Below are 19,262 nucleotides of genomic sequence, written 5' to 3' on the forward strand. Positions count from 1 at the left end.
ATTAATTAAGACTTCTTAAACATATCTCTTAAATTCGAGATATGGCTGCGCCCGGTCTGCATTCGCTCTTGCTCTGTTTGCTGTGGCTTACGGTTTTCCCAAATAAGGTCATCCTGCGGTAACTCATGCAGAAAGCGGCTCGGCTCGCAGCGCATAGTTTCACCAAACTGGCGACGCTCACGGCAGAGGGTGAACCATAGCTCACGTTGTGCCCGCGTTATCCCCACATAGGCAAGACGACGTTCTTCATCAACATTATCTTCATCTATGCTGGTTTGATGCGGCAGAATGCGCTCCTCAACCCCCACCATAAACACGAAGGGGAATTCCAGCCCTTTAGAGGCATGCAGCGTCATTAATTGCACCTGATCGCCGCCTTCATCTTCGCTGTTACGCTCCATCATATCTCTAAGCGTTAGGCGGTTAACCACTTCGGGCAAGGTCATAGGTTCATCTAACTCATCCCCAGAGAGCATTTCCGTCACCCAGCGATACAACTCGGAGATGTTTTTCATCCGCATTTCGGCGGCCTTCGCACTGGTACTGGTCTCGTATAAATAGTCTTCGTAATTAATCTTACGGATCAATTGTTTTACGGCTTCAACCGGTTCTCCCCGCTCGGCATGCTCGCCCGTATCGACAATAAAGCGGCCAAATTGATACAAGGCTGACATGGCATTAGGTGGTAAATGATGATTCAGCTCAGGATCAAAAATCGCCTCGAACATGGAGATATGTTTCTCGTTGGCAAAGTTACCCAAACGCTCCAAGGTGGATGGACCAATACCCCGTTTAGGTAAGTTAACCACCCGCAAAAAGGCGTTATCATCGTCAGGATTTACCACCAGTTTAAGGTAGCCCATGATGTCTTTAATCTCGGCACGGGCGAAAAACGAAGTGCCGCCGCTTAGCTTGTAAGGGATACGGTTCGTCATCAACGCCCGCTCAAGTAGGCGAGACTGGTGGTTACCGCGATACAGAATTGCGTAATCACCAAATTGGGTACGGCCGACAAATTTGTGGCGAATGATTTCGGCGACCACACGCTCGGCTTCTTGTTCCTCATTGGCAGCAAACAGCACCCGCATCGGCTCACCATAAGCCAGTTCGCTAAATAACGACTTATCGTACACATGGGGATTGTTGGCGATAAGAATGTTCGCCGCCCGCAAAATGCGTTGGCTAGAACGATAATTTTGCTCAAGTTTAATCAACTTAAGCTTGGGGAAGTCTTTACCCAACAACACTAAGTTCTGCGGCTTAGCCCCGCGCCATGAATAGATGGACTGGTCATCGTCCCCCACCACGGTAAAACGCGCGCGCTCGCCCACCAGTAGCTTGACCATTTCATATTGGGAAGTGTTGGTATCCTGATATTCGTCCACCAGCAGGTATTGGATCTTGGTTTGCCAGCGTGTACGCACTTCTTCATGATGGCGTAACAATAGGGTTGGCAGCAGAATTAAGTCATCAAAATCCAAAGCGTTGTAGGCTTTCATATGCTGGGCATAACGCTGATACAACAGGGCGAACAACTGCTGCTGTTCATCCTTTGCCAGCTTGCGCGCTTGGTCGGGAATAATCAGCCCGCCCTTCCAATTGGAGATGCTGCTTGCCAAGGCTTTGAGTAAATCTTTATCTTCCTGTAATTCTTTTTGAGTCAGCTCTTTAAGGAGCGCAAGCGTATCTTGGTCATCGAATAACGAGAACCCAGGCTTTAAACCCAGCACTTTATGCTCACGTTTTACAATCTCAAGACCTAAGGTATGGAAGGTCGAAATCCATAAACCTCTAGCCTCTTTACGCCCCATAGACTGTGCGACCCGCTCCTTCATCTCGCGCGCCGCTTTGTTGGTAAACGTCACGGCGGCGATATTGCGGGCATTGTAGCCACACTTTTGCACTAGATAGGCAATCTTGTTGATAATTACCCGCGTTTTGCCACTGCCCGCGCCCGCTAATACTAAGCAAGGCCCAGAAACATAATGAACGGCATCATTTTGGGCAGGATTGAGTTTCATCGTCGCGCAATATCCAAACAAGTCTTCAGAAGGGGGATGGGATCATAGCAGAAGCGAAGGTTTTAAGGCCAACAAATCCCCAGATATCAATTGAGCAAACAATAGAAATGACTCGTCTCTTCAAATGAATAAGCATTTGAATATGACATCCTAAAAACCAGTCAAATATGCTGCAATCAGTGTGCAGGCAAGCTTATTACAAAATAACTTTCTTAAATCACACTTTTGCCATTTTTTGAGCTAATTTGTTGCTAAGGTTGATAATGCGCAGTAGAATTCCGCATGGATGAACGTTCATTCATAGATGTCGATATCGGAAAGCAGAATGGATAACAAACGTGACTTAATACTTCGCTCCGCCGAAAAAATCATTGCGACAGCAGGCTTACATAACCTTTCAATGCAAAAACTAGCAGTAGATGCAGGCGTTGCCGCAGGTACGATCTACCGCTACTTCAAAGATAAAGAAGATTTGATCATTGAACTGCGTAAAGACGTATTACAACAAATTGCCAGCAAGTTGCTTGAAAACATTAATGAAGGCAGCTTTGACGAAAAATTTCGCCGCCTATGGTTCAAGATTGTTGAACTGGGTCGTGAACAATCCCATGCAAATTTGAGTTTTGCTCAGTATTCCCACCTCCCAGGGGTAGATGCACCTGAGCACCAAGCATTTGAAAGAGAAATATTTCAACCGCTACACCAATTATTTGAGCAGGCAAAAAACCAAGGAATGATTCAAAAGCTTGATAATACCTTGTTGTTTTCTATCGCCTTTGAGCCGGCTATCGCCATAGGCAAACGCCTACGGCGAGGCCATTTGGAATGTACAGAAAATGAAATCCGGCGGGCATGTGAATTATGCCTAAAGGCCATTTCAATCAATCTTCAACTTTAACTCTAGGAATCTTTAGCACCATGAAAAAATGGACTCTAAGTATGCTAGCGATCGCTGTACTTGCCTTTGGCTCAGTGATCGGCTTTAACCTGATGGTAAAAAATAAAATCGCCGAGGCGATCGCCAATATGCCAGAGGCTGAGTTTCCTGTAACAGCCATGACATTAGATATGCAAAAGTGGCAACCCACAATTGATGCGATTGGCTTTGTTGAGCCGCATCAAGGGGTGACCATCTCCAACGAATTAGCAGGACGCGTCACCAGTATTAATTTTGAAAACGGTAGCCGAGTGGAAAAAGGCCAACTGCTGGCCGAACTCGATGCCAAAGTGGAAAGAGCCAACCTTAAAAGCAAAATGGTACAACTGCCCGCCGCTGAGGCCGACTTCAAACGCCTTTCAAAACTCTATGCGCAAAAGTCAGTCTCTAAACAGGATTTAGATAATAGTGAATCTAAATATCTGGCCTTACAGGCGGATATTGAAAGCTTAAAAGCCACTATCGAGCGCCGTGAAATCAGTGCGCCTTTCAGTGGTTTAGTGGGTATTCGTAACATTAACTTAGGTGAATATCTTCAGCCTGGTACCGATATTGTGCGTCTCGAAGATATCAGCACAATGAAAATCCGCTTCACTATTCCGCAAACCCAATTACCTCGTATTGCCGTAGGCCAAAAAATCCATGTGTTTGTGGACTCTTATCCTGAGCAACCCTTCGAAGGTGAAATTGCCGCGATTGAACCCGCCGTGTTTTACCAAAGCGGTTTGATCCAAGTGCAAGCACGCATTTCTAACGATAACGCCAAACTGCGTAGCGGGATGTTTGCCCGAGTATCCATCCTATTGCCAGAACTGAACGATCAGTTTGTACTGCCACAAACCGCCATCAACTTTACCCTTTATGGTAACTCTATTTACCTCATCAAAGAGGTCGAAGAAAACGGTAAAAAGCTGGCTAGAGTCGAGCAAATCAACCTGACGGTATTAGAGCGTAACGGCAATAACGCGCTGGTGAGTGGAGCGTTAAAAGCGGGAGATCGTATTGTCACCTCAGGGCAAATTCGCCTCAGTAACAACAGTAAAGTGACAGTGGTTGAAGACCAAGCCCTGACCCACTCCGACACTATGCCAAAGCTGTAATAGGAGCAAGATAATGCGCTTTACAGATATCTTTATTAGGCGACCCGTACTCGCCGCCTCAATCAGCTTTCTCTTGCTGCTGTTAGGCTTTAATGCCCTCAATAGCATGCAAGTGCGTGAATATCCGAAGATGACGAATACCGTAGTCACGGTATCGACCAGTTATTACGGCGCGGATGCAAATCTAATCCAAGGTTTTATTACACAACCGTTAGAGCAAGCGCTAGCGCAGGCCGATAACGTTGACTTTATGACCTCAGAGAGCTTTCTCGGCACCTCGAAAATTTCGGTGTATATGAAGCTCAATACCGATCCGAATGGCGCCTTGGCCGATATTCTCGCCAAAGTAAACTCGGTGAGATCGCAATTGCCCAAAGAGGCTGAAGATCCCAGTGTTGAAATGTCCACTGGCTCGCAAACCTCTGTACTGTATATTTCATTTTTTAGTGACCAGATTAACTCAAGCCAGCTAACGGATTACCTTGAGCGTGTCGTCAAACCCCAGCTCTTTACCATTGACGGCGTTGCTAAGGTGAATTTATACGGTGGTATTAAATACGCCATGCGTATTTGGCTCGATCCGGCCAGAATGGGGGCGTTTACCCTCTCCTCCAGCGATGTAATGCAAGTATTGCAGGCGAACAACTACCAGTCAGCGGTGGGTCAAACCAACAGTGTTTACACCCTTTTTAACGGCACCGCAGACACCCAAGTTGCTACCATCGAAGAGTTAAAACGCTTAGTGATCGGCAGTAAGGACGGTTTAGTCGTCCGTCTCGGTGATATTGCCGATGTTAGCCTCGAAAAGAGCCACGATATCTACCGCGCCTTAGCCAATGGCAAAGAAGCCGTGGTCATCGGCCTTGATGTCACGCCAACGGCGAACCCGCTTACCGTCGCGGCAGATACCCGCGCCCTATTACCTGAAATCGAGCGTAACTTACCGCCATCCATTGGTTCGAGCATTCTCTACGACTCCTCACTCGCAATTGATGAATCGATTAAAGAAGTGGTTAAAACCATTGGTGAAGCCGCGATTATTGTTATCGTGGTGATCACCCTCTTCTTAGGTTCGCTTCGCGCCGTGGTGATCCCCATTGTAACCATTCCGCTCTCGCTGATTGGGGTTGCCATCATCATGCAGATGTTTGGTTTTACGCTCAATCTCATGACCCTGCTTGCCATGGTGCTCGCCATTGGTTTGGTGGTTGACGATGCGATTGTGGTGGTCGAAAACGTCGACAGGCATATTAAGCTGGGTGAGTCGCCCTTTAGAGCCGCGATTATCGGTACCCGCGAAATCGCTGTGCCAGTGATCTCCATGACCATAACCCTCGCCGCAGTTTATGCGCCGATTGCCTTAATGGGTGGGATCACCGGCTCATTATTTAAGGAGTTTGCCCTTACACTCGCAGGTTCTGTGTTTATCTCGGGCATAGTGGCACTGACACTGTCACCCATGATGTGTGCCAAAATTCTCAAACCCCATACCGCACCTAATCGGTTCGAAATGGGAGTCGAAAACTTCCTCACGGGCCTGACTCGCCGTTACAGCAACATGCTAGATGCGGTGATGTTACATCGCCCAGTGATCGTCGCCTTTGCGATTATCGTGTTCGCTTCACTGCCTGTGTTGTTTAAGTTTATCCCGTCAGAACTGGCGCCCAACGAAGATAAAGGCGTGGTAATGATGATGGGCACGGCACCTTCGACCGCTAACTTGGACTACATCCAAGCCAATATGGGTTTAGTCACGGATATGATTAAGGCACAGCCTGAATCGGCCGCGTCACTCGCCTTCGTGGGCGTACCAAGTTCCAGCCAAGCCTTCGGGATCGCGCCATTAGTGCCTTGGAGTGAGCGGGATAAGAGCCAAAAACAAATGCAGGAGTTTTTTGCTAAAGAAGTGAAGCACATTCCTGGAATGGCGATTACAACGTTCCAAATGCCTGAGCTGCCTGGGGCGTCAAGTGGTTTACCGATTCAGTTTGTGATTACTACATCAAACTCCTTCGCCAGCCTCTTCCAAATCGGTACCAGCGTACTGGAAAAGGTGCAAAAGAGTCCCTTGTTTGTGTACTCAGAAATCAACCTTAAATTCGATTCAGGCACCATGAAACTGCATATCAAGCGTGACTTAGCCGGGACCTACGGCGTGACCATGCAAGATATCGGGATCACACTCGCCACCATGATGAGTGATGGCTATGTGAATCGCATTAACTTGGATGGTCGCTCCTACGAAGTGATCCCACAGGTGGAGCGTAAACTGCGGGCGAACCCAGAATCGCTGGCTAATTACTATGTCAAAGCCGCCGATGGTAAATCCATTCCGCTATCCAGCTTGGTTGATATTGAAATGGTGGCCGAGCCTCGCTCACTGCCGCACTTTAACCAAATGAATGCCTTGACTGTGGGTGGTGTAGCCGCGCCAGGCGTAGCCATTGGTGATGCCATCAGCTTTTTGCAAAATATTGGCGATAATGAGTTACCTAAGGGTTATAGCTACGACTTCCTCGGTGAAGCGCGCCAGTTTGTCACTGAAGGATCGGCACTTTATGCCACTTTCTTGCTGGCAATTGCGATTATTTTCTTAGTACTCGCCAGCCAATTTGAAAGCCTTAAAGATCCCTTAGTCATCTTGGTATCTGTACCGCTGGCGATTAGCGGCGCCTTGATTGTACTCGGGTGGACCCATGTGTTTGGCTTAGCCAAAATTAATATCTACACCCAGGTAGGATTAATTACCTTAGTGGGTCTTATCACTAAACACGGGATCTTGATGTGCGAAGTGGCCAAAGAGGAACAACTCCACCGTGGGCTATCTAAACTTGAGGCGATTAAACTGGCGGCAACCATCCGCTTACGCCCAATTTTGATGACCACTGCAGCGATGATTGCGGGTCTATTGCCGCTATTATTTGCTTCCGGCGCTGGGGCGGTAGCACGCTTTAATATCGGTATTGTGATTGTCGCTGGTTTATCGATTGGGACCATTTTTACCCTGTTTGTATTACCGGTGATTTATACCTATCTTGCTGAAAAACATGAGCCTTTGCCCGTGTTTGACGAAGATACCGACGGGCTAGCCCACAACAGCTAACCGCATCCAAGTAAAACCCACGTCCCTTAAGACGTAGGTTTTGCAAGGCGGTTTTCTTTTGAAAGCCAACGTACTAGGTTACAATCCACCCATTCAGTAAAGAGGCGGACAAGAAGATGATCAATCCAAAGAAAATCGAAGAAATGGCGAAGCAACTGAGCGATAGCCTGCCCAGCGGTCTTAAGCAATTTGCCGGCGAATTTGAAGAGCGCAGCAAGCAAGTGCTGCAAAATCAATTGCTCAAGTTGGATATGGTGTCCCGCGAGGAATTTGAAGTACAGCAGCATGTATTACTGAAAACCCGCGAGAAATTAGAAGCCCTGCAAGCACAAGTGAATGAGCTTGAGAAAAAGCTAAACTCCGCGGACTAACTTATAATGCGTGTTTGAAAGAGCACAGTTAGCGATGGCGCAGCTGTGCTTTTTTGTTTTAACACTTCAAGCATTAAGTCACTTAGGGAAATAATGCAACAACTCGCCAGCTACATCCTTGCTATTCAAGGCTATCCTAGCCCAGTGTCAGTGGTGAGCCACACCCAAGAGCAGCAAAGTTATCGAGACGATAATGCTGAAATGTGTGAATCTTTGACCTTATATCACTTCAACAACGGGGTTGTGGTCAGTCTGTTAAGCGAGCAAGATAAACAAGCTGATGAGCCAAACGCGGTTTGTGAGGATTATTGGTTGAGTTATCGAGTCGTCACCGCCAATATCGCGATTTCGCCGCAGCAAAAGTCCTTTAGCAATCTCTGCCAACAAGGCTTTTGGCTTAAGATGCAGCAAGGGCTTAACGAGTAAGAATAGCCGTCGGCGCTTAGACCTAGCGCCAGAGTTCGAATCGTCAGGGAAGAAAGCCATGGATATCGCAAGCACCACTTTTAATCAGGACTATCTGCTTTGGGGATTATTGCTCCTTGGCGGCCTGCCACTGCTCAGCTATCCCTTTGTAGTCCTCGCCAGCCTGATGGGACTTGCCAGCCGAACCACGATTAACGTGCACTGGTTTTACCGGCTGATGAATAAGAGTTTTCTGTGGGGAACCCTTGCCTATCCCTTAGTGTACATTCCCTGCTACTGGCTCGCGCGGGCGGAGAACAGTTCATTATCCTTAGCCTATGCCACCCTGCCGCTGCTCTTTTTAGCACTGCTGTACCTGTGCTTTCGCTGGATGGATGTACCGCCTAAAGACAAACGCCCAGATAATGACAAAGATCCCGATTAGATCTTCTGCTGCCGTGCGTATAGTTGTTTAAATTCCTTATGGTTAGCCTTCACCAGTTTCCAGCGGCTGCAACCATTAAAACGCGCATACTCAGTAACTGCCGCCTCAAATGCCGCACAGAAGTCATCATCCATGCCGCTAAATCCCTCTTCTAAGGTCAGCTGTTGTAATAACAGTAAACCGCTTTGCCGCTCGGCTTTCACATCCACTCGACCAACAAAGCAGTCACGCCACAAAATCGCGAGGGAGTAATAGCCATATTGGCGTTTTTCGGCGGGCACATAGACTTCAATTTGATAATCAAAATCAAACCATTGCTTTAATCGCTGCCGCTGAATTAATAGATTATCGAAGGGATTGAGTAACCAGACTCGGTTGGGCATTGCAGCGGTTAACTGCAACTCGGGGCGATAAAAATACCATTGCCCTTCAGCCTTAAAGCTTGCCAACTCACCTTGAGACTGCATAGCGGCTAATTGCTCATTCACATTAGCTTTTATGCCTTTGCGCAGATAAGCGATTTGCGCTGCCGAGCCAAAGGCATGGGCATCGAGATAACGCTTAATTAAGTACCGAGCAAACTCGATCTCACTCGGCGCTTGGGTATCGATATGACTTGGGAGCACGCGCTCAGTCAAATCATAGCATTTTTGAAATTTATCCCTGCGCACCACCATTAACTCGCCGCGCATAAACAGTTGTTCCAGCGCCTTTTTAGCGGGTTTCCAGTCCCACCAGGCACCGTTTTTGCCTTCAGTATGCTCAAAGTCACTGGCTTTAAGTGGCCCTTCGGCGCGAATGCGGGCGCGCACTTCCTGCATCACCTTATCGTCTGGCTCAAACCAATGTTTGCCGCCATTTTGCAGCTGTTGTTTACGTTGCAAACTAAAACGGTAGTCGGCAGTGGGTAAATAGGCCGCCGCATGGGACCAATATTCAAAAATCTCGCCCAGTGCCAGCGCAGTATCTAACATCTGCGGTTGATACTGTGGTATCCGGCTATGCAACACATGGTGATGCGCCCGCTCGACCACATTAATCGAATCGATTTGCACATACCCGAGACGGCTAATCAGCTCACAGACCGAAGTCTGCGGTTGTAATAAGCCCTGCTGTTGCATATTCAATTGCAACCACTCACGGGGTGAAAAAGGACTCGACATAAATTCTCCCAAAATGCTCAAAAACAATTGCGCCCTAAGGTTGATGCCATGACTGACCGATGATCAAAAGGATAATCCTCTTACTTTTGTCGGATATTTCGTAAACTTAGCGTGAATTTGTCAGCTCGCGTACAACTTGAGTTAACATATGGCATTTCCTCGCTTAGGGCTATCGCTTACCTCGAGTCAAACAACTCCCTCTTACAAAGGTTAGCCCCTCATTAAGGATTGATGAATGAATATCTATTACCGCGAAGCCAAACTCTGCGGCCGTAAAACCGGCAATGGTACTAAACTGCCATTTTTAATGAATATGCTGTACTCACTCGGAGAAAAGAATGGCGAGTTACAACCTTTCAGCATCGACGATATTAAGGCAGTCTTGTTTAACCAACATCAATCGATTGGCTGCTCCATCAAAGCGCCTTTACCCATAGTCTCTTGGCGCAGTGAAGCCATTTGGTACGAGCTATTCAAAGGTGAAGCGCCCGTGTATCTGCCCCAATGCATCACCTTTAGCAATGGCGCAATCGACTATGCGATTGTCGTGATTGGCGATGAGTATGAGCTACGTATTTGGCCGGACTGCAATAATCGTGAGCGTGAAAAACACCAATGGTTTTCACACCATGCCGCCGTCTACTCCGAAGAAATCGATGTCTTTAAAGAATGTCTTGAGACGCTACTCAAACATATCCGCAAGGAAGATGACTTTGAGGCTAAACACCCGAAATTTGGCAAACAACGCACCAGTTCAAAATAGGTTTTAGCGCACTTAAAGGCGATTGCCATAATTTTGCCACTATTGATCAGCAACTTGCCCGCAACTTCCGTGGGCAAATCTGCTTTAATACCCGCCGTAATATCGAGTTAGCCCAATAGTATGCAATGGCGACTCGCGCGTATTTCATAGGGAATGAAATCCATGTTTAACATTATTTTCTGGGTGCTCACGTTACTGAGTTTGGCGCTGTTTGGCGGCGCTATCTATTTAGTGGCGCGCGCACTCCTTAAAAAACTCAATCGTGATCAAGGAACCGATATGTCAACACAAGAGCCGTGGGCAGCAACTACGACAAAGGGAACGGCAAAAAACACCACGCTATTAAAGGCCTTAACCATTGGCATACTGTCGATTGTGGCCTTGCTACCGCTCGGGATCATTATGGATATGACGTCCGATCGCGAAATGCTTTACAACAGTGTGGTCGATGAAATCGGCCGCTCATGGGGCGAGCAGCAAACCCTCTCAGGTCCTGCGCTAGTGATCCCTTATAGCTATTTTGTGATGCAGGAAGAAGTCAGTAACGACGGCAAAACCCGCCACGAAGTGAAGCGCACCTATCAAGATGAGCTGGTGATTCTGCCGAAAAAGCTCACTCTCGATCTAGACCTAAAACATGATTTCCGTACCCGTGGTATTTATCAATCGCTGGTGTATAACGCGGCGCTTAAGGGGCAGGCTGACTTTCGCTTAAATCGTTATGACATTCCTAACCTTATCGCCTTTGATAACAAAAATGCCCGTTTAGTCTTTGGTGTGTCATCAAACCAAGCAATTGATAAAGTAGAAAAGATTGAGGTGACAGGCGATTCAGTCTTACTCTCTGGCTCGCTGATGTCGGGCACTGGCTTGACGACTGGCGGTCTAGAGAAAGGCTTTAACCAAGGGATCCAAGTCGGCGAAGCAAGTGATTTTAGCGTGAACTTTGCCATGACACTGCGCGGCTCTCAGTCGATTAGTGCCCTGCCATTAGGCGAGCAAACCTTGTTGAATATCCATGCCGACTGGCCGCACCCGAGTTTTAAAGGCTTACTCCCAGCAGAGCGCGAAATCACTGCCAACGGATTTACCGCCAACTGGAATATCAGTCACTTAACTCGCAACTATCCGCAGGAGTTTATTAAGAGTAATCAGTCGACGCTTACCGAAGTCGTAGCCAATGCCATGTTATTTGAACCTGTAACCCATTACGGCAAGATTGAGCGCTCAGTCAAATACGGCCTGCTGTTTATCGTACTGACTTTTATCATGTTATTTATCTTCGAGCTGGGTCAAAAGACCAGCCTAAGCACAGTGCAATATATGCTGGTTGGCAGTGCGATGGCCCTGTTCTACCTGCTGTTACTGTCACTCTCGGAGCATCTTGCCTTCCTGCAAGCCTATCTGATCGCCGCCTGCATTCCTGTGCTGTCGGTATCCGCTTATGTGGGCAGTGCCACCGCTAGCGTTAAACGTGGCGCGATAGTAGGCACTATGCTGGTGAGCTTGTATGCGGTGTTGTACTCAATACTGCAATTAGAAGATTACGCCCTACTGATGGGTACTGGCTTGTTATTAGTGGTTTTACTGATTTTGATGTTCGTAACCCGTCATCAACCCAAGGACACAGTGCAATAGCACCTACCGCTCCACCCTTGAAGCCCCCGACAGCGCACTTTTTGCTGTCGGGATTTTTTTATTGGCAAGACCACATGTGACATGTAGCCTATTGCGTTTACTCGGAGGCGAATATTTTGACTCATCCAGCCTATCTTCTACGTCGTTTGGCGCTTGTATGGTTACTGCTAGCAGCGATTCCAAGCCTACTGTTACTTACGCAAAATCAATTATTTCCGCTGCTCGATCTACAATCGCCCTTAGCCAGAGCCTTGTACTGGCTAACCACAACCGGCACAGCGCCCTATGGTGTTGCGACCGTTTTAGTCGTGTTGGCGCTTGCCTATTGTTATATGCCTAAAGCATTATTTATTAACTTGTTTTTAGCCATCAGCCTAAGCCAAGTATTAAGCCTAAGCACTAGCCATGCCCTTAAAAGCTTTTTTAAAGAGCCAAGGCCCAATCTGGTGTATCTATCTGAGCAAGCACTCCCAGATGATGCACAGTTAACTCCGCAAACCTTCTATCAACTCGCAAAACCAGAACGCTCACAGGCCATTGCTGAGGCGCTGACCGAGCTGCAAACGAGAACCTCAGCGGTAAAACTGTCCCCAAAAATCCACCAACATTGGGAAGATGAAATCGGCTATTCCTTCCCGTCTGGACACACCATTTTTGCCGTAACCTTAGTGCTAACCGCCAGCTACTATCTGCTTTTAGCGGGTTTACCTCTATTCACCAGTGCGTTATTGGTTTGGGGATTATTGATGGGCCTAAGCCGTATGCTACTCGGCATGCACTGGCCGCAGGATGTGCTCTTTTCCACCCTACTGGCCGCTATCATCAGCAGCTTAAGCATATTTTTGGTCAGTAAAATGCGTCTATTCACGCAAAGGTTTGCGAAAACCTCTTCGCAATAACGCCTAGACCGACAATTCGCCATCAGACCTTTATACCAATCGTATTAAATATCTGTTCATTCAGCGGGAGTTAAACGCGCTTTAGACAAGGCGAAGGCTTGAAGGCATAGTGGTGCTCTGTCGAAAGCCTTAAACGCAGTATAAAGCACGTTCAACCCCGCCCTTCGGGAGCCTCACAGGCATCCCACTCCGGTGTTGCATTGACTTAAAAGGGAATGACCATTTCTGCGTCAATGCGCCTTGGATTGAAATGCCTGTGAGGCTCTGAACTGATTAGATATTTAATGTGATTGGTATTACACAAGATTTTTGGCAAACAGCGCTAACACTGGCAAACTAGGGGTAGAGTCCGCTACCCCTAAACTTTCCATGACTGAAACTCACCCATATAAACTCGACCAACTCGATTTAACCATTTTGCGTTTACTGCAAACCCACGGCAGGTTGTCAAATCTTGAACTGGCAACGAAAGTCGGCCTGTCGCCGTCCCCTTGCTCACGCCGCGTTAAAGCCCTAGAAGAAGCGGGTTATATTGCCGATTATGTCACGCGTCTGTCAGCGGATAAATTCAACCTACATTTGACTGCGTATATCCATGTAAGGATGGAAAAACACACGCCTGCAATCCTCAACCAATTTGAAGCCAATATACTAGGCTACGAAGAAGTCCAAGAATGCGCGCTGATCACAGGTTCTGAAGCCGACTATCAACTCAAAGTGTTAGTCCAAGATATGGCGCACTTTCGTACTTTTCTGTTAGATAAACTCACCACCAATGTGCATATCGCAGGTGTGCATTCCAGCTTCGTGTTGAAAAAGGTCAAGGAGCACACGGCCATCCCCTTAAGCCATATCACCATTGAATCCTAAGTGCAGTAAAAGTGGCGGCTTCTGCGATAGCGTGAGACCAATGCAGCTCTGGTTGCAGCGTCGCTACCCCAAGCAGCTCATCCTGCGAAAGGTATTTTTGGCGATAAGATCACAATTTATTAGGTTTTTACTATCGCAATTAATCGCTAAAGCGAGGCAGTCAGCCTCCGCCACGTGCAACATAATCTCGGACCTCACCATAAATAAAAATTTAACACCAAAATTAAAGAAAAATACGAATAATAATTGCCGATTAACATCAATTTAACGCACTAAAATTGCGTTGAACTTCTTATTTATCCGCCTAAGATACGCCTTCTTTTTACGGGAGGCACCATGCAATCGGCCAATACAAATTCGACTAACCATTTCAGCTCACGCTTAGGTTTTATTATGGCGGCAGCCGGCAGTGCCGTTGGTGTCGGCAACATTTGGGGATTCCCCACCCAAGCGGCCACCCATGGCGGCGGGGCCTTTTTGCTGGTTTACCTGGTACTGATTTTTATCCTAGGCATTCCCATGCTGATGGCTGAACTTATGATTGGTCGCCACGGACAAACCAACCCCGCCGATGCCATGGGTAAACTCGGTTGCAACTCGCTCAGCCGCAATTTAGGCAAGACAATAGGATTAATTTCTATCGTAACAGCAGGGTTGATCTACACCTTCTACAGCATTCTTTCTGGCTGGTTTGTGAGCTACGCCATCGCCCCAATTGCCACGGCTATGGGCTCGCACGATACCACCACTTGGCTAGTGGATTTCTCGCTATCGCGCAATCTGGTATTCACGCTAATTTTTAGCGCGCTGGTATTTTTGGTATTGCTGCAGGGCGTACAAGAAGGTATAGAAAAATGGTCTAAACGCTTAATGCCGCTATTGTTGATCATGCTGATCGCGGGAGTGGCCTATATCTTCACCCTCAATGGCGCGAGTGAAGGTATTACCGCACTATTAACGCCTAACGTTGCCAAGGCTATCGCGCCAGATACCTTGCTGAGCGCACTCGGACAAACCTTTTTCTCACTCACCATAGGCACTGGTGCCATGATGGTTTATGGCAGCTATTTGAGCCAAAAAGAGAATATTGCCAAATTAACCATCTGGGTTGCCTTTACCGATAGCGGCATCGCCTTTCTCGCCGCCTTTTTAATCATCCCAGCCATGTATGTGGCCCAGCATAATGGCGTGCAGATTTTTAGTGCGGAAGGCAAGTTAATCGATTCGGATGCATTGGTGTTTACTGTTTTACCCGCCTTATTCTCAACCCTAGGCGACACAGCCAACCTCATTATTAGCGTAGTGTTCTTTATGCTGCTGATCATCGCCGGCCTGACGTCAGCCATTTCCATCGCCGAGGTGCCGACGAGTTATGTGATGCAAAAATGCGGATTCAGCCGCCAACGTGCCACCTTGATCATCGGCCTATTGTTGACCTCATTATCCCTATTACTGGCGGTATTTTTTGAGACGCTATTTAGTTTCACTATCATGCTAACCACGCAAATGGCCCAACCGCTGGTCGCCCTCGGTATTGCGATTTACTTAGGTTGGATTTGGCGCCAAAGCCAGTTACTCAAGGCGATAAGTGGACAAGAGGGTGTCGATGCCACCGGGCTTTTCTGGCGTATTTGGCCAAGGTACGTGAAGTATATTTGCCCAGTACTAATCATCGCGATCGCGATCAGGCAATTTGTGTAACCTCTTTCCAAACGCTAACAATCCATGCTGAGTTCGGGGATTGTTAGCTCCTCATCAAAAAACTAAGCCCAACCTTTTATTCTGTTTAAATATATAATGCCAACCAACTTAAAAAACACCTAAGGTATAGCACTTTATTTTTGTATAAGTATAATCAGCCCCCAATGGGAGCAATTGAAATTGATTTCCTTTAAACGTTGCAGATTAATTTTGCAATAGACTTTCATATAAAATGGATTTTATTATGCTAGCGTGGCTCATCTTGATATTAATAACGATTGTTCCAGTAAAAATTGGAGCTGAGTTATTTGAAGCAGAAAACAAAAGTATTATACATTGTGGTTTAGCCGTTACGATTGGAACAATACTAGCATTCACAATAGTTATTGCTATCAAAGGATTGCTTGGGCTAATTGTGACATACATTGCAATATCAGTAGTTTACAGCAAAATCTTTCAACTATCCTTTGGTAAAGGTTTAACTTTTACATTAGTAGTATTTGTAATTCAATTAGGAATAGTACAAGGTTTAACTGATTTTGGCCTCCACCTTATTTCTCCATATATTAGCACCTCAACATAACGAAAAATCAGCACTATAAAATATAATCTACAAATAATGGCCCTAGTAGTGAGTAACTTAATTGCAGCTCGTCTCGCAACGACTGTATAGCCATATTAGTAAAATAGTCAAAGTAATGATAAGCGATTTTTCAATCAATAACGTTGAACTACTGAGGGAAGGCTGGATTGACGCGAAAGGGAATGTAAGCAGCCTTAAGAGATAAAGGCTGCTTTTGAAGGCGGACAGATTACTGCTCGATACCCACGATTAACCAAGGCGCGTTGGCTTGCGTAAGGTTACGCTCTAAATGCCAGATTTCCTTAATGTCTTCTTCGACACCTTCAACCGTATCACGGTAGCGGCCGCTAAATTTAACACTCACTTCCGCCAGATTAGCATTGTGTGTCGCGCGGACCAGTTCAGCATCTAAGAACATCACTTCTGTATGCTGTTCGCCAACGAGCTCACGGCGTTGGTTGCTGAGCTCATTAAAAAGCTCAATCGAAACATACTCTTGAATTTTGCTTAAATCGTTTTCGTTCCATGCTACTTGCAGGGTTTTGTAATGACTACGCGCGCCTTCTAAAAAGCTAGGTAAATCAAACCCCACAGGCAAATGGAAAGGCACTGTGCTCGCCGCTTGAGCAAAACCATTGCTGCCATTGTTTGCACTGCTAGCAAAACCGGTTTGTTCCACTTGCTGGCGTTGCAGATTCGGATTAGGTTGACCCGCACCTGCGTAGGCAGGTCTTGGCTGGGTACTGGCTTTTGAAGCCATCAGAGTACGGACAATTTTAAACAGCACGAATGCCAACAGCGCGATAATCAAAATATCCATAAATTGAATATTTTCAAAACCTTCGCCCATAAATAGCGCAGCCAATAAGCCACCCGCTAATAAACCGCCTAACATGCCGCCCATCATACCTTTCTTGCCCGCAGCAGGTGCTGGCGCAGCGGTAGGCGGGGTTGTAGGGGTATTGGTTGCCGCAGGCTGAGCCGGCGCCGTTTGATGACTTTTGCCAATAGACTTATTACTGCCGAATTTTTTTGCTTCTGCGACGGGACTAGCAGCCAAGCTAACCGCAAAAATCATCGCCAGCATAATAAATAACTTTTTCATTTATAAGTTCTTTGTATGTATGACCAGAGGTGCAGGCATCATAGCGGGATGACATTATATGTCAACAGACAAAGCGGAACATAAACTGACAAACTTCGTTTGTTCTTCTAAATCAAAGTCAAAGTCGTGGGGCTTCGTCCCTAATTGTTCAACATGACTCGACTAAGAATGCGACAAAAGACACGTCAGTTCTGACTATGTAATGTGAGAAATGATTAAGCACTGTCATTCCAGTGACACGCAGCAAGCACATCCCTGTGTGCTCGACCGTGACATCCCTGTCACGAACGGTCACTTACATGCCAGTGCTTAATCCCGTTAACTATTGTGCATCCTGATAGTCTGAACTCCGAAACCCAATACTAAGGTCAAAGTTAACATTTAAGCAGGCATAGCTTTTGAACATCGATATAGAATAATCACTATGAGGAAAGATATACATATTCTATTTTTTGACTCTGGGAGCAAAAGAGAAGTGTAGTATGTTCGATAATATCCTCACGAACTTCAAAGCAAACGTCCGAGGGCGAGTTCAATTGTTGTCAGGATTAAGCCCAGTACAACGCTAATAGCGGTCAAAACCGAGCTAGAGAGAGTGGTTGCTGCATGGTGAACACAATCGAAAAATAAATTAAAACCCTTTATTACAATAACTTACCAATTTATCACAGATGAAATCTAATTTAAATAGTTACAAAAGGAATTGAACACCTATGATCTACAGCACCACTTTCAGTTTACTACTCAATGAGTCTTTACTAGCTAAATCCGCAATATCAGATGGATTAAGAACACTTAAACAAGCTGGGTTCGATGATGTATATCCAGGCAAATTTTATTCTTCATTTTTTCATCTATCTATTGGGTTAGAAAGACTAATGAAGCTTGTGTATGTAACTGAGTACATGCTTTGTAATGAGATGAAGCCACCAAATAATGATATTTTAAAGAACAAGTTTTCTCATAAATTGAAGGACCAATACCAAACTATAAAATCTATAGGAGAAAAATATAACTTAGCTGATGGAAGTTTTTTTGGGGAAGATGACTACATACACGAAATGATCATTCACCATCTACATGAGTTTGCATTAAGCGCTCGGTATTATAACTTGGATACATTGACTAACAGTAAGAAGAGCGATGAAAACCCGCTTAACAGTTGGTATCAAATTATTTGCGAAACTTACCTTAAGGAAATATCAGAAAGTAGAAGAACAAAGATCTGCGCTACAACATACCAGCGTTTAGACAAAGAGTTTATCAATGGCAGCAATGGATTTTATACCGGACAAATGGATTTTGATGGTCATCCACTAACAATTGCTGACGTTGAGTTCAGGCGTATCTATACAGAGTTAGCATTACCGCACACAGCTTGGTACTGTTTGGAAATCATTCAATCCATACTAAAAGTTCTCGATGAAATTCAAAGAAAACTTCAGGAGAAAGAACCATCTACTGAGAAGCGCGTAATGAATATCCCTTACTTTAATGAGATCTTTACCACGTTTATATTTCTGCATAGAAGTGATGCCCTCAAAAGAAAAACTTTCGATTAAAAAGGAGAAAATAAGTTTAACGAGAAGAGTTTTAACGAGCCGCCCGTTATTAATTATCGGAATGCTCTAATTGTAAATAACAGACTATCAGGCATACCGATGGCTTAACTGGATTAAGCACAGTCATGGAAGTGACCGTTGGCGGCATGGATGCCGCCGTCGAGCCTATAGGGACATATTCACGGCGTGTCACTGAAATGACTGTGCTTAATCAATATATCCGGCACTAAAGAACGGTACTGTCTCTATAAAAAATCCCCGCATTACGGGGATTTATAAACTATCAAAAACAGCTAAAACTAACTAAGTTACAAACACTTTCCATCCGATGAATCATCGGAAGAAAGTGCTCGGCTAATACTGCCGAAGATTGCGGTTAAAATCCCGATGCCCACATCCATCTGCCGGGCATTGCTATCATCACCGCTGGCCTCGCGTTGACTCTGATTACCTGCTGTACCTCGCACAAAATCACAACTGGCATTGCTCATATTGCTGGAAGCACAACCACTTAAGATCAGAATCAAACCGCCAATCAACAAACGTGAGCTAACTAAGCGCAAACTCACTCTGCGTAACATCCTTATACGCGAAAC

At 46.0% G+C, this 19,262-nt stretch carries 17 protein-coding genes; 13 read left to right on the plus strand and 4 right to left on the minus strand.

The window, feature by feature from the left end; translation table 11 throughout:
* Window positions 1-5 precede the first annotated feature (5 nt).
* Window positions 6-2,021: a DNA helicase Rep gene (gene rep, locus M0413_RS06030; protein WP_037423389.1), complete on the minus strand. Its 2,016-nt coding sequence runs from the start codon at window positions 2,019-2,021 to the stop codon at window positions 6-8.
* A gap of 325 nt (window positions 2,022-2,346) precedes the next feature.
* Between rep and M0413_RS06035 the strand changes: the two genes are divergently transcribed.
* The 6 genes from M0413_RS06035 to M0413_RS06060 all read left to right on the plus strand — a co-directional run bounded on the left by M0413_RS06035 (window position 2,347) and on the right by M0413_RS06060 (window position 8,382).
* Window positions 2,347-2,919, plus strand: coding sequence for a TetR/AcrR family transcriptional regulator (locus M0413_RS06035; protein WP_037423387.1), 573 nt, complete (start codon window positions 2,347-2,349; stop codon window positions 2,917-2,919).
* Between the two features lie 20 nt (window positions 2,920-2,939).
* On the plus strand, window positions 2,940-4,058 hold the full coding sequence (locus tag M0413_RS06040; RefSeq protein WP_037427715.1) for an efflux RND transporter periplasmic adaptor subunit: 1,119 nt from the start codon (window positions 2,940-2,942) through the stop codon (window positions 4,056-4,058).
* 13 nt (window positions 4,059-4,071) lie between these two features.
* A complete protein-coding gene (locus M0413_RS06045) occupies window positions 4,072-7,161 on the plus strand; it encodes a multidrug efflux RND transporter permease subunit (RefSeq protein ID WP_088586565.1) in 3,090 nt (1,029 codons plus the stop codon).
* A 116-nt stretch (window positions 7,162-7,277) separates the two neighbouring features.
* On the plus strand, window positions 7,278-7,532 hold the full coding sequence (ubiK, locus tag M0413_RS06050) for a ubiquinone biosynthesis accessory factor UbiK (RefSeq protein WP_037423382.1): 255 nt from the start codon (window positions 7,278-7,280) through the stop codon (window positions 7,530-7,532).
* A gap of 93 nt (window positions 7,533-7,625) precedes the next feature.
* Window positions 7,626-7,958: a hypothetical protein gene (locus M0413_RS06055; protein WP_023266072.1), complete on the plus strand. Its 333-nt coding sequence runs from the start codon at window positions 7,626-7,628 to the stop codon at window positions 7,956-7,958.
* Between the two features lie 58 nt (window positions 7,959-8,016).
* Window positions 8,017-8,382 (plus strand): hypothetical protein, encoded by a 366-nt coding sequence (locus tag M0413_RS06060; protein WP_037423378.1) that lies wholly within the window; start codon window positions 8,017-8,019, stop codon window positions 8,380-8,382.
* On the opposite strand, the gene M0413_RS06065 is transcribed toward M0413_RS06060, so the two are convergent.
* On the minus strand, window positions 8,379-9,545 hold the full coding sequence (locus M0413_RS06065; RefSeq protein ID WP_037423376.1) for a winged helix-turn-helix domain-containing protein: 1,167 nt from the start codon (window positions 9,543-9,545) through the stop codon (window positions 8,379-8,381). The two genes, M0413_RS06060 and M0413_RS06065, sit on opposite strands and share 4 nt — an antisense overlap.
* A gap of 235 nt (window positions 9,546-9,780) precedes the next feature.
* Between M0413_RS06065 and M0413_RS06070 the strand changes: the two genes are divergently transcribed.
* From M0413_RS06070 to M0413_RS06095, 6 genes are all read left to right on the plus strand, one after another.
* Window positions 9,781-10,308 (plus strand): hypothetical protein, encoded by a 528-nt coding sequence (locus M0413_RS06070; RefSeq protein WP_037423373.1) that lies wholly within the window; start codon window positions 9,781-9,783, stop codon window positions 10,306-10,308.
* A 162-nt stretch (window positions 10,309-10,470) separates the two neighbouring features.
* Window positions 10,471-11,946, plus strand: a complete 1,476-nt coding sequence (gene creD / locus M0413_RS06075) for a cell envelope integrity protein CreD (protein WP_241406534.1) — start codon at window positions 10,471-10,473, stop codon at window positions 11,944-11,946.
* 116 nt (window positions 11,947-12,062) lie between these two features.
* Window positions 12,063-12,845 (plus strand): phosphatase PAP2 family protein, encoded by a 783-nt coding sequence (locus tag M0413_RS06080; RefSeq protein ID WP_037427709.1) that lies wholly within the window; start codon window positions 12,063-12,065, stop codon window positions 12,843-12,845.
* Window positions 12,846-13,214: 369 nt separating this feature from the next.
* On the plus strand, window positions 13,215-13,715 hold the full coding sequence (locus M0413_RS06085; protein ID WP_109277601.1) for an Lrp/AsnC family transcriptional regulator: 501 nt from the start codon (window positions 13,215-13,217) through the stop codon (window positions 13,713-13,715).
* Window positions 13,716-14,051: 336 nt separating this feature from the next.
* The gene (locus tag M0413_RS06090; RefSeq protein ID WP_249553467.1) at window positions 14,052-15,416 is read left to right on the plus strand and encodes a sodium-dependent transporter; all 1,365 of its coding nucleotides are present in this window, start codon (window positions 14,052-14,054) and stop codon (window positions 15,414-15,416) included.
* Window positions 15,417-15,648: 232 nt separating this feature from the next.
* Window positions 15,649-15,999 carry a hypothetical protein gene (locus tag M0413_RS06095; protein ID WP_144376080.1) on the plus strand — a complete coding sequence of 117 codons (351 nt, stop codon included), beginning with the start codon at window positions 15,649-15,651 and terminating at the stop codon, window positions 15,997-15,999.
* Window positions 16,000-16,228: 229 nt separating this feature from the next.
* On the opposite strand, the gene M0413_RS06100 is transcribed toward M0413_RS06095, so the two are convergent.
* Window positions 16,229-17,104, minus strand: coding sequence for a Tim44 domain-containing protein (locus tag M0413_RS06100; RefSeq protein WP_144345192.1), 876 nt, complete (start codon window positions 17,102-17,104; stop codon window positions 16,229-16,231).
* Between the two features lie 713 nt (window positions 17,105-17,817).
* On the opposite strand from M0413_RS06100, the gene M0413_RS06105 reads away from it, so the two are divergent.
* Entirely contained in the window at window positions 17,818-18,666 is an 849-nt protein-coding gene (locus M0413_RS06105) for a hypothetical protein (protein WP_109277605.1), read from the plus strand.
* A 308-nt stretch (window positions 18,667-18,974) separates the two neighbouring features.
* Here M0413_RS06105 and M0413_RS06110 read toward each other — a convergent pair whose 3' ends face one another.
* A complete protein-coding gene (locus M0413_RS06110) occupies window positions 18,975-19,235 on the minus strand; it encodes a hypothetical protein (RefSeq protein ID WP_249553469.1) in 261 nt (86 codons plus the stop codon).
* Window positions 19,236-19,262 lie beyond the last annotated feature (27 nt).

Origin of the sequence: Shewanella sp. 8A, assembly GCF_023475945.1 — a bacterium.
GTDB lineage: Bacteria > Pseudomonadota > Gammaproteobacteria > Enterobacterales > Shewanellaceae > Shewanella > Shewanella xiamenensis.

Excerpts from the sequence above, each read along its gene's own strand:
- M0413_RS06065 (WP_037423376.1), bottom strand. The coding sequence starts at position 9,545 with ATGTCGAGTCCTTTTTCACCCCGTGAGTGGTTGCAATTGAATATGCAA.
- M0413_RS06105 (WP_109277605.1), top strand. The coding sequence starts at position 17,818 with ATGATCTACAGCACCACTTTCAGTTTACTACTCAATGAGTCTTTACTA.
- M0413_RS06045 (WP_088586565.1), top strand. The coding sequence starts at position 4,072 with ATGCGCTTTACAGATATCTTTATTAGGCGACCCGTACTCGCCGCCTCA.
- ubiK (WP_037423382.1), top strand. The coding sequence starts at position 7,278 with ATGATCAATCCAAAGAAAATCGAAGAAATGGCGAAGCAACTGAGCGAT.
- M0413_RS06085 (WP_109277601.1), top strand. The coding sequence starts at position 13,215 with ATGACTGAAACTCACCCATATAAACTCGACCAACTCGATTTAACCATT.
- M0413_RS06070 (WP_037423373.1), top strand. The coding sequence starts at position 9,781 with ATGAATATCTATTACCGCGAAGCCAAACTCTGCGGCCGTAAAACCGGC.
- M0413_RS06095 (WP_144376080.1), top strand. The coding sequence starts at position 15,649 with ATGGATTTTATTATGCTAGCGTGGCTCATCTTGATATTAATAACGATT.
- M0413_RS06090 (WP_249553467.1), top strand. The coding sequence starts at position 14,052 with ATGCAATCGGCCAATACAAATTCGACTAACCATTTCAGCTCACGCTTA.
- creD (WP_241406534.1), top strand. The coding sequence starts at position 10,471 with ATGTTTAACATTATTTTCTGGGTGCTCACGTTACTGAGTTTGGCGCTG.
- M0413_RS06040 (WP_037427715.1), top strand. The coding sequence starts at position 2,940 with ATGAAAAAATGGACTCTAAGTATGCTAGCGATCGCTGTACTTGCCTTT.
- M0413_RS06055 (WP_023266072.1), top strand. The coding sequence starts at position 7,626 with ATGCAACAACTCGCCAGCTACATCCTTGCTATTCAAGGCTATCCTAGC.
- rep (WP_037423389.1), bottom strand. The coding sequence starts at position 2,021 with ATGAAACTCAATCCTGCCCAAAATGATGCCGTTCATTATGTTTCTGGG.
- M0413_RS06035 (WP_037423387.1), top strand. The coding sequence starts at position 2,347 with ATGGATAACAAACGTGACTTAATACTTCGCTCCGCCGAAAAAATCATT.
- M0413_RS06100 (WP_144345192.1), bottom strand. The coding sequence starts at position 17,104 with ATGAAAAAGTTATTTATTATGCTGGCGATGATTTTTGCGGTTAGCTTG.
- M0413_RS06060 (WP_037423378.1), top strand. The coding sequence starts at position 8,017 with ATGGATATCGCAAGCACCACTTTTAATCAGGACTATCTGCTTTGGGGA.